The 9,788-nt window shown below is 56.8% G+C and carries 7 protein-coding genes; 4 read left to right on the top strand and 3 right to left on the bottom strand.

Features of this window, described 5'->3' with window-relative positions:
• Positions 1 to 391: 391 nt before the first annotated feature.
• On the bottom strand, positions 392 to 2,017 hold the full coding sequence (locus ABJK70_RS14625) for a DHA2 family efflux MFS transporter permease subunit (RefSeq protein ID WP_077729414.1): 1,626 nt from the start codon (positions 2,015 to 2,017) through the stop codon (positions 392 to 394).
• 347 nt (positions 2,018 to 2,364) lie between these two features.
• On the opposite strand from ABJK70_RS14625, the gene ABJK70_RS14620 reads away from it, so the two are divergent.
• Complete coding sequence (locus tag ABJK70_RS14620) at positions 2,365 to 3,066, top strand: class I SAM-dependent methyltransferase (RefSeq protein ID WP_077729492.1); 702 nt, start codon at positions 2,365 to 2,367, stop codon at positions 3,064 to 3,066.
• 35 nt (positions 3,067 to 3,101) lie between these two features.
• Here the strand turns inward: ABJK70_RS14620 and ABJK70_RS14615 are convergent, their stop codons facing one another.
• Both ABJK70_RS14615 and ABJK70_RS14610 read right to left on the bottom strand, forming a co-directional pair.
• Positions 3,102 to 4,073 carry a polyprenyl synthetase family protein gene (locus tag ABJK70_RS14615; protein WP_077729413.1) on the bottom strand — a complete coding sequence of 324 codons (972 nt, stop codon included), beginning with the start codon at positions 4,071 to 4,073 and terminating at the stop codon, positions 3,102 to 3,104.
• A gap of 103 nt (positions 4,074 to 4,176) precedes the next feature.
• A complete protein-coding gene (locus ABJK70_RS14610) occupies positions 4,177 to 4,788 on the bottom strand; it encodes a hypothetical protein (RefSeq protein ID WP_205780701.1) in 612 nt (203 codons plus the stop codon).
• 378 nt (positions 4,789 to 5,166) lie between these two features.
• On the opposite strand from ABJK70_RS14610, the gene ABJK70_RS14605 reads away from it, so the two are divergent.
• The 3 genes from ABJK70_RS14605 to ABJK70_RS14595 all read left to right on the top strand — a co-directional run.
• A complete protein-coding gene (locus ABJK70_RS14605; protein ID WP_347258329.1) occupies positions 5,167 to 6,735 on the top strand; it encodes a transglycosylase SLT domain-containing protein in 1,569 nt (522 codons plus the stop codon).
• 387 nt (positions 6,736 to 7,122) lie between these two features.
• On the top strand, positions 7,123 to 7,698 hold the full coding sequence (gene rpoE, locus ABJK70_RS14600) for an RNA polymerase sigma factor RpoE (RefSeq protein WP_077729405.1): 576 nt from the start codon (positions 7,123 to 7,125) through the stop codon (positions 7,696 to 7,698).
• Positions 7,699 to 8,692: 994 nt separating this feature from the next.
• On the top strand, positions 8,693 to 9,788 hold a 1,096-nt coding region (locus ABJK70_RS14595), incomplete at its 3' end, for a PAS domain-containing protein (protein WP_347258328.1).

The following is a 9,788-nucleotide window of genomic DNA, read 5'->3' as shown; positions in this document are numbered from 1 at the left end:
CGAAAAGTTATCCACTGTCAAGACTTGACAGGATTTTGAACAAGCAGCGCTTAGTTAAGGCGATACCGTAAATTATCAATTCATCATTTCGTAATAAATCATCTTCGCAAAATCAATAGGTTACGATTTTAATCCGTCCAACAACCGGGCCTGAAAAAAACCTGGCCAGACTAACGTAAGGCCCGAAAATATCAGGTGCCGCCGCTTTCATCCCCATATTTATCCACAAGGTTGTCCACGAAATCTGTGGACAGGCGACCAGGTTTGTTTGGCTGACTTAGATAAGAACATCTCCCGATCGCGGGAGCCGGTTTATTTTAGTCGTAGGTGGCAATCCCTTGCCGACTACTGCTGCCCTTCCCCAAGAGGTTTTCGTTGAATCGGTGCGGGATCAGTGTCCTCCACCGGTTTCCTGATCCGTCGACACTTTCCTGACCAGAGGCATCAACAAGAGGGAGGCGAAAAAGATAGCCCCCAGCAGATGGAATAAATCGTTGGCGGCCATGACCTCGGCTTCTCGTATCACCCACCGGGAAAGCTGTTTGAGCGCCGCTTTTTCGCTGTCCGGCAAGGGAAATCCGGCCATTTGCGCCTGCAGCTTAGCGATCAAGGCTTCTGCCTCCCGCGAACCCCCGGTCACGGATTCTCGCAACGCAGCGTAATGCTCCTTGATATAGCGCGTTTTCAAGGAACTGGCGACAGCGATGCCGATAGCTCCGCCCAGATTGCGCATCAGATTGAACAGCCCGCTAGCGTTCTTGACCTCGTCCGGCGGCAAGGTACCGAGGGCCAAACCGCTGATCGGCAAGAAACAGAACATCAAGGCGAAGCCTTCCACGGCTTGCGGCCAGAAGAATTCCCAATAGCCGGCGTCGGCGGTCAGACTGCCGTTCATCCAGGCGCCGGTTCCGTAGAGCGCCAGTCCGCCGGCCAGCATCAGGCGCGAATCCAGCACCTTGGATAACGGGCCGGCGAAGAAGGCGGATACGAATTGAAATAAGCCCGTCACCATGACGTATTGACCGATCTGCAGACTGTTGAGCCCCTTGACTCCGGCCAGATACACCGGGATCAGATAAATCATGGTGTAGAGGCCGATGCCGAGGATGAAGCTGAACGCGCAGCCGACAGCGAAATTGCGGTTGCGAAACGCCCAAAGGTCGACGATAGGGTGTTCGAGCGTCAGTTCCCGGTAAAACATCGCGACGCCGCCCGCCGCGGCAAGACAAGCGAAAAACACGATCTCGCCGCTTTCGAACCAGTCTTTCCGAGTCCCCTCTTCCAGCACGAATTGCAGGCTGCCAAGGAAAACCACGATGTACAAAATGCCGCGGAAATCGATCCGATTCAGCAAGTCCCATTCGGGCTCGTCAATCCGCAGGAACAGCCAGGTTCCTAGGCAGACCAGCAAGCCGGGCAAGAGATTGATCAGAAACAGCGCCTTCCAGGATACCGTCTCGGTGAGATAGCCGCCGAGTACCGGGCCCGCGGTGGGCGCGACGGTAACCACCAGCCCCACCAGGATGGTGATCGCCGGTTGCAAGCGGGGCGGAAACAAGGTGTAGATCACCGCGAATATCGACGGGATCATGGCTCCGCCGAACAACCCCTGCAAGGCTCGGAACACCACCATCGAGGGCAGATCCCAGGCCAGCGCGCAGCATAGGCTCATCAAGGTGAAGCCGCCGCAGGCGAGAACGAACAGATAACGGGTCGATAAGGCCCGGCCCAACCACCCGGACAAGGGAATGATCACCACTTCGGCGACCAGATAGGCGGTTTGCACCCAGCCGATCTCGTCCCGCGTCGCCGAAAGACCCGCCTGAATCTGCTCCAGAGAACTGGCGACGATCTGAATATCGAGGACCGCCATGAATACTCCGAAGATCATGGCGGTAAAACCGATCCATTCGGACGGGCTGACCTCTCTTTCCCGGATCTCCGGACTTTCGCTTACGTGCTCCGGCTCGCTCCCGGCAGTGTCGAGACGGATTTTCTCCGCTGCGCTTGCCGCCATGACGCGCTATCGAACTCGGGTCCTGATCAGGGTAGACGAACCGCGCTTCGATGCGCCGAATCGGCGTTGAAAAAAGACCGGCGGAGAAGTCCGATGAAGCAGAAAACGAATGAACACAGTTGCGACGCCCTAAACTAAACGGTTCAGTTTAGGATAAGTGGGAACTTTACGATTCGCAAACGGTTTGTCTCGGCGGCAACACGCTCTATGAGAATCCAAATCATTCGCCGTCGGAAGCTTCCGACGACATAGATGTCGGAGTAGTCGAAACCCTAATGCGCGTGATAGTCTCGGCCTTCGAGAAATATCCACTTTCGGGCTTTGTTGCAGCCCAAGGAGTCGGTCGCATGGATTCGCATCCCGGAACAGCCACGGCCCATCGTTTTTTCGCCGGCACCGGCGCCAGCTACGACACCATCGTCAGACTCTGCACCCTGGGTTTCGACCTTTGGTGGAAACAGAGGATTGTGGACGCGATTCCTAAAGACGCTTCGCATATCGTCGACCAGGCCTGCGGGACCGGCATCCTGACGTTCAAGATCGCCCGCCGTTTTCCCGCATGCCGGGTCACGGGCGTGGAACTCCGGGACGAATATCTGAATATCGCCAAGGAAAAAGCGCGCGCGCTGAAACTCCGGAATGTGGATTTCATGCTCGGAAAAGCCGAAGACATCCGCGTCGATGGCCCGATCGACTGTATTACATCCTCTTATCTGGCCAAATATGCCGAGCTGGAGAGTCTGATTCGAAACGCCAAGGCCATGCTTCGCCCCGGCGGAGTTCTCGTCATGCACGATTTCACCTATCCCAGCGGTCCCATATTCGCCCGGCTCTGGGAGTTTTACTTCAAAATTCTTCAAATGGCGGGACCCAGATTTTTTCCCGAATGGAAAACGGTTTTCGACGAACTGCCCGGATTTCTCAAACAAACCGCATGGCTGACCGAACTTCCGGAGGTTTTGCGCGAGAACGGGTTCGCCCCGGTGAACGTCGAAACGCTGACCTGGGGCGCGTCGGCCCTGGTGACGGCGACGAAATCCGCGAGCTGAAATTCCGGTGAGCGCTCACTCCAAAGCCCGATGCGTTAAACCCCGTTAAACATGTCGATCAAATCCCGTGGAGCGTCATGAATCATTACTCTCTTGCGGGAGTCGGGCACGAGCCCCGAGACCTCGAGACACGATAATTGGAGACGTCGTTCCATCTCCTCCTCCATGTTCATCCGTGCTTCCTCGAAGCTTTTCGACAGTTCGCACGACAGCGTCGAGCGCTCTCCGGTCAACAGGGGCGTAATCGAGGCTTGTAGGTTCCCGCCGAAGCGGACTATCGCAGGCGCAAGAGCGGCTATGGCCCGAGCGTCGATGACTCCGCTCGACAGGTGATGCTTGATTTCCTGCAAATCGTCGGCGATCTGATACGCTTCGCCGATCAAAACACCATAGCGATAAAACGCATTTCGGACATCCCGCTCGGCACCCGCCGCAAGTGCACCCAGTTCGCAGGCAACGCCGAAAAGCACGCCGGTCTTGAGATCGATGATCGCGTCATAGAGGGATTCGGGCACGGCATCGGCCCGGAGATAAACAGCCAGTTCCGAAGGATCGATGGGTTCCTGAAACGCGCCCTTGGCGATTCGGGCGATCGCACGCGACACCGCCAGACCATCATCCCGGCTCAAGTCGCTCATCATCTCGATGGCGGAAGCGAAGATGACATCTCCCAAAAGCACCGCTTTCCGCGCCCCCGCCAAGGTCCAGGCAGCAGGTTTGCCCCGCCTGGCGCGATCCTGGTCCACGAAATCGTCATGGATCAGCGTGGCCCCGTGAACAAGCTCCACCGCCACGGATCTCGGCACTGCGGACGACGGATTTCCGCCAAGGCTTTCGTTCACCAGGCACACGAGGGAACCTCTGATCATCTTTCCGCCCCGGAACGTATCGTTCAGCGCCTCATCGGGACGGACATGCAGGCCCTGAAAAAGTCCCTGCAAGGTCTGATCGATCGCTTCAACAAGAATCGGCCTACACCCGCAGCAATAATCCTTGAATCCCTTCACGCCCGCAGTCCTTCTCACATGGCGAAAACCGCTCGGGAGACCATATCACAACTTGGGCAAGACCCGCCGGGATATTCGCCGATATCGGCAGAGAGGTAGCGCCCTAATCGAACACGCGAAACAGCAGCAGGCCCATGCCCAGCACGATGACTCCTAGGCTGATGCTTTTCAAAATCGCCTCGTACCGGATCATCAAGGCCCGATCGGCATCGCCGAGGCCGCCGCCGCATTGCTTGAGCGCCTTGTAAGGCCGCGATGTCTTGATCTCTACCAGGCTGAACAGAGCCATGGACAAGGCGACCGCGATCACGGCGACGGAGAGAGTGTTCGTTTGCATCACGTATCCCGCCAAAACCGGCAGAAATCCCCATGAAAACGCGAACCATCCGTCGGTATGGTAGCGTCCGTCGAACCATTCCAGGTTATAGGCAAAGACGAAGAATCCCTCGACAAGCGCGATGAAGATCAGATTCGGCACGAAACGCACCATGAAGTAGGCTGCAACCAGATAGGCCGCCGCTAGCGAGCATCCCGCCATGAGCCACAGCTGCCGTTTGCCGAACACGTCGCCCCATGGCTTTTTCGCCTTGCTGCCCAGCGCATCCAGGGCATGGGCGCCGATTCCGAGACCCAAGAAGTAAATGAAGGCGATGGCGATCACCCGGTCCCAATGGAGATCGGGTGCCAGCACGGACCCGATCACGGTAAAGGACATGACCATCGCCGTATAGGGCAGAAAAAGAAGGCCGATCGCTCTCCGAAATTTAGGAGAGCCGAATCGGGGAACGAACCATTCGGATCCTCTGTCCGGCTTCGCTGAGTCATCGGGCGTCAACGCATGTCCTCCATCCGGGTTCTAGTAGAAGCACTCCGCCGAATATTTCGGGATGATAGCCTCGTCACGCTTGATCCCGAAAGCACCGTTTGAATCGCTTGCGGATATCACTTGCCCCCAGCTGACTACGGAGAGATACTTACATCGGGGTATTTCGGGGGGCTTCCCCAGTTTCCCAGAAACCCGAAAAAGAAGGCATCGACTTTACCTTTCCGTCGTGCCCGCACGACTGTTTCTCACGGATGGAGATGGATCGTTATGAAACCGAAATCCTCGTTTCGCTCTTGGATGACGCTCGGCATCTTGGTGATGGTGTTTGCCGAATCCACTGCCGAGAATACCGTTCCTCGACCCCGTCATTATCCGGATGCGGTGCAGGAACAAGGCAGCCCCCCGTTTGTCGAGCCGGTAGGATTGCAGGATGCGGTGCAATTCTGGCGCCAGGTTTTCGGGGTGTGGCATCTGAATCAGTTTGCACTCCACGACAGCGTTCATTTGGGCGTGGTCTACGACGTGATCAAGCTGCCGGATGTCGATGGCGAGGGTCTGACGCATGAGCATAAAGCGTCCGTAGAATGGCACCTCCATGCCCTCGAAAATGAACTTCGGGACTTGGAAGATCGGGTGCGGTTCGGTGCCAGCTTGACCGACACGCAGCAACGACTGTTCGATCTCCTGGTCAGCCACGCCGGCGAAAACGCCGTGTACGGAGCAAGTCAGCGGGTACGCGGTCAACGCGGGCTGCGGGAACGCTTTCTAAAGGGACTCGAAGCCAGTGGCCGCTACGATCGCCTGTTCCGCAGGATATTCCGCGAGGCCGAATTGCCCGAAGACCTCGCCTTGCTTCCCCACGTCGAATCGTCTTTCGTCAATCACGCGCATTCCTCGGCGGGAGCCGCCGGGATGTGGCAATTCATGCGCGCGACAGCTCGCCGCTGCCTTCACCTGAGCCGGGCGGTCGACGAGCGCTATGATCCGGTGTTTGCCACGCGCGGCGCCGCACGGTACCTGGCCCACGCCTATGAAGTGCTCGGCGACTGGGGACTGGCGATCACCTCGTACAACCACGGCATAGGCGGAATGGCGCGCGCCAGAGACGAATTCGGACCGAACCTCGCTCGGATCGTCCGCTATTACCAAGGTTCGACCTTCGGTTTCGCGTCACGGAATTTTTATGCCGAATTCCTTGCCGTGCGGTCGATCATCCAGAATCTGCCGAATTATTTCCCGGCGGGCGTATTCTTCCAACCGCCTCTCAAGCACGATCTCGTCCGTCTAACCGGCTCCCTTCCGGTCACTCATCTGGCGAGACTCCACGGCCTGGAACGCGACACGCTTGCCGAGCTCAACCCCGCTTGGACAACATCCGCGATCAAGGGGCGCACCCTGCTCCCCGCGGGCATCGACGTTTGGCTTCCTCAAGGGACCTTGGAGCGCACCCCGGGCATTTCGGCCTATGAACAACCCGTGCTGGTGGCCGGCGATGACGCTCAGTCCAACAGACGCATCGTCACTGCCTCGCTGATCGATGTCGGAGAGGAGCCGGTGATGATGTCATCGCGTTTGCTCACGACGCCGGCACCGGTCCCGGCAGAGGATATCGTAAAGGGCTCCGGGCGCGGAAAAGCCGTCGCGCAGAAAGCCAAGTCCGCAAAGCTGTCGAAACAAGGGCACCGGGTACATGTGGTTCGCCGTGGCGAATCTCCGCGTCTGATCGCGGCAAAATACGGCGTTGGACTTCGCAAATTGCTGACGATGAACGCGATCACGCAAGGGACGGTGCTTCGGCCAGGTCAACGACTGCGCATTCCGATGAAATCCAGCTGACATTTGAAGGGCTTCGAGGTCTTTTCAGGCAACGAACCGGGAAAGCGGTTAAAGGCGAAGAGATTTGATCCGTAGATATTCGTGCGAAGTTTTACGACTTTTTTACAACAAATGCCGAGTGTTTAATAAGACCATAAACCAATTCTTATTTAACGTCGGAACACCTAACGGCTGGTGTAACTCGCTGCTGTAGCGGCACTATTTGCCTTTTAACGATATAAGCTTTTTGTTGTGCGGCTATATCCATGGCCGAATGATAACAGGAAGATAACGGTAAAAATCGGTATAACTGCTGAGCGGAAGGGTTTTTTGGACAGGACGGTCTTGATGAGCTCGAACACTGAAGCCGTTATGGGATCCGACAGAATCTTTCCAAGGAGGATCTTCATGGCTACTGTTTATATCGACGATCAGGAATTGGTACATCGAGTCCAACAGGGAGACCGGAGTGCTTTCGATCGTCTGGTGCGCAAGTACCAGGCCAAGCTCTTGCAACTGATAGGCCGTTATATCAAGGACCCTCACGAATCGTGGGATGTCGCGCAGGAAGCCTTTATCAAGGCCTACCTTGCGCTCCCGAGATTCCGCGGTGACAGCGCGTTCTATACCTGGCTCTATCGAATCGCCATCAACACCGCCAAGAATCACCTGGCGATGCGGCTGCGCCGCCCGTCGGAAGACGAGCTCGATGTCGAAGAGGCCGAGCAGTTCGAATCCGCCGTTCGACTGAAAGACCAGGAAACTCCGGAAGGCTTGGTATTGACCGAGGAACTTGCGCTAACCATTCAGCAGGCGCTCGACAAACTTCCGGGGGAGTTGCGGACTGCTATCCAGTTGCGGGAATTCGACGGGCTGAGCTACGACGAAATTGCCCAGGTCATGCAATGCCCGGTCGGAACGGTCCGCTCGCGCATCTTCCGGGCGCGGGAATTCCTCGACAAGCAAATCGAATTTTTACATTGAGGCATCGGACGACGCGCCAAGGACGACGCGATCCCTCCTCCGTCCTGGCTGGATTAAAAGGATGTTCTATCGGCCGGGATCGAGATGCGATAAAACAGAATAACCGAAGCGTGAGGTTCGAAGGAGAGTCTTGACGACTGGACCTAAACATCCGCTGTTTCGGCGACAAATTCCGCATTTCCGGGTGACTCGACACCAGCGCCCAGCCATCATTACTCTCGGAACATCCTTTTCCATGCGACACCCCGGTTCCTTTCGCTTGTCCTGACACTGATCGAATCATCCCTGATTCCACTCGACGACTGCCACGGGCGCCTCGGGGGAAAGCGCCCTTGGTGATTGCAGAGTAGTTGTCATTGAACAGCGTCCGAGCTCTTTCGGAAATACGCAAAAGTGCCTATGGACGCATGAACGGCCCAGGCAATTCCAAACCGACGGCTTTTTCGGAACACCGGTGTCCATACGTAGACTTGCGGATGTCTTGATCAGGCGCAACACGCTTAAATACGCGTCACTCGAATGTAACAGCCTACCCCTAAGCCTGGCTAAGGATAGGAGTACGGGTTGAACGATTCGAGGCCGAACCATGGATGATTCGGTAGGATTTAGGACATAGCGAAAGGAATGCGGATCTCGCAGGAACAGGATGCTCCAAGATAACTGGACCAGAAAAATACTAAAGAAAAAGACATCGGCCAAAGGCCAGCCGAGAGTCGGTCAAGAGGAGGAGGCGGTCTGGTCCAGTTATCTCATCTAATGCGGTAAGTCTCAGCCGCAATGGGGCTTTCGGCAAAATTCTTATAATTCTCCTTTTCCTGATGCCCTGCCCGGCACCGCTCCCCGTAGCTAACCGCTTTTGATATTCCGCCCGTCCGAGGGGCGTGCGTTCATTCGGTTAGCCGCCTCTCGACAAAACCTTCACCCCTTCCCGCAACCCGCAGTACACTAACCATTTGTGGACCCGTGACCTGACGTCATATGAGGGAACAACGGAGTGAACGTAAAGCGATTGCTGGGAAACGGATATTCGGTTGCGATCGGAGCGACGGCCTGTGTCAGCGCCATAATTCTTGCACTAGGAGCCATTCTCGATCCACCGCCACCGTTGTCCCTGTTCTTGGTCGCAATAATGTTCGGGGCATGGCATGGCGGAATGAGCGCGGGGTTCGCGGCTACCGCGCTGAGCATGGGGGCAAGCGTTCCGCTCCTGGTCATTCTGACCGATTCTATCGACATCCTGAACCCCGCCGAAGCCCTGCGATTGGGACTACTTTTTGGAGTAGGCACAGTACTGAGCTTTGGGATTTCGCGCCTGCGCAAAGCCGAACGGCGCGCGTTCAGGGCCGCATTGGAGCGCCAGTCGCTGCTCAATCGAGCCTTGGCCGAGCGGCAGCCCCTCGAGGCTGCGCTATACGAACGCGATCAACTCCTCCAGCTGTCGCAAAAGATCGTCCAGGTAGCGAGCTTTGAGGCCGATCTAAGCCAAGACGCTCGTCACCGTATGTCGCCGCAGTGGTACCAGATTTACGGTATCGCGCCCGAAGCGTTCGAACACTCCACCGATGCCTGGCTGAATCTGGTACATCCGGGCGATCGGGATACCTTGAAGTCGGGTATAGAGACGGCGTTCGCGCGGCAAGCGCCGGATTTCAGCAGCGAATTCCGCATCATCCGCCAAAATGACTTCACCGTCCGCTGGATCGAACTGCGAGCCACAATCCGCTACGATGCCGAAGGCCGTCCGGTCCATATGGCCGGAAGCAACATAGACATTACCGAGCGTAAACAGGCCGAACAGACGCTGGCAGCGAGCGAACGGCGGTTCAAGCTGCTAGCCGAAACGTCGGCGAGGCTGTTGGCTACCGATGAGCCGCATACGATTATCGAGGATCTTTGCCTCGCCGTAATGCGCCAACTCGGCTGCGAATGCTTTTTCAATTTTCTGCTCGACGACGCCAAAGGACGATTCCGCCTGAATGCTTCCGCCGGCTTGTCGGCCGAGGAGATTCGCGATCTCGAGTGGCTCGATTGCAACGTGATCGCCTGCGGCTGCTTCGCGGGCGACGGTGAATATGTTGCCGCCGAAAACG

The organism is Methylocaldum sp., assembly GCF_039794385.1.
Lineage (GTDB): Bacteria > Pseudomonadota > Gammaproteobacteria > Methylococcales > Methylococcaceae > Methylocaldum.
This window is presented reverse-complemented; position numbering and strand designations above follow the sequence as displayed.

Coding starts and splice junctions, on each gene's coding strand:
- ABJK70_RS14625 (WP_077729414.1), bottom strand. CDS start 2,017: ATGGCGGCAAGCGCAGCGGAGAAAATCCGTCTCGACACTGCCGGGAGC.
- ABJK70_RS14620 (WP_077729492.1), top strand. CDS start 2,365: ATGGATTCGCATCCCGGAACAGCCACGGCCCATCGTTTTTTCGCCGGC.
- ABJK70_RS14610 (WP_205780701.1), bottom strand. CDS start 4,788: ATGTCCTTTACCGTGATCGGGTCCGTGCTGGCACCCGATCTCCATTGG.
- ABJK70_RS14605 (WP_347258329.1), top strand. CDS start 5,167: ATGAAACCGAAATCCTCGTTTCGCTCTTGGATGACGCTCGGCATCTTG.
- rpoE (WP_077729405.1), top strand. CDS start 7,123: ATGGCTACTGTTTATATCGACGATCAGGAATTGGTACATCGAGTCCAA.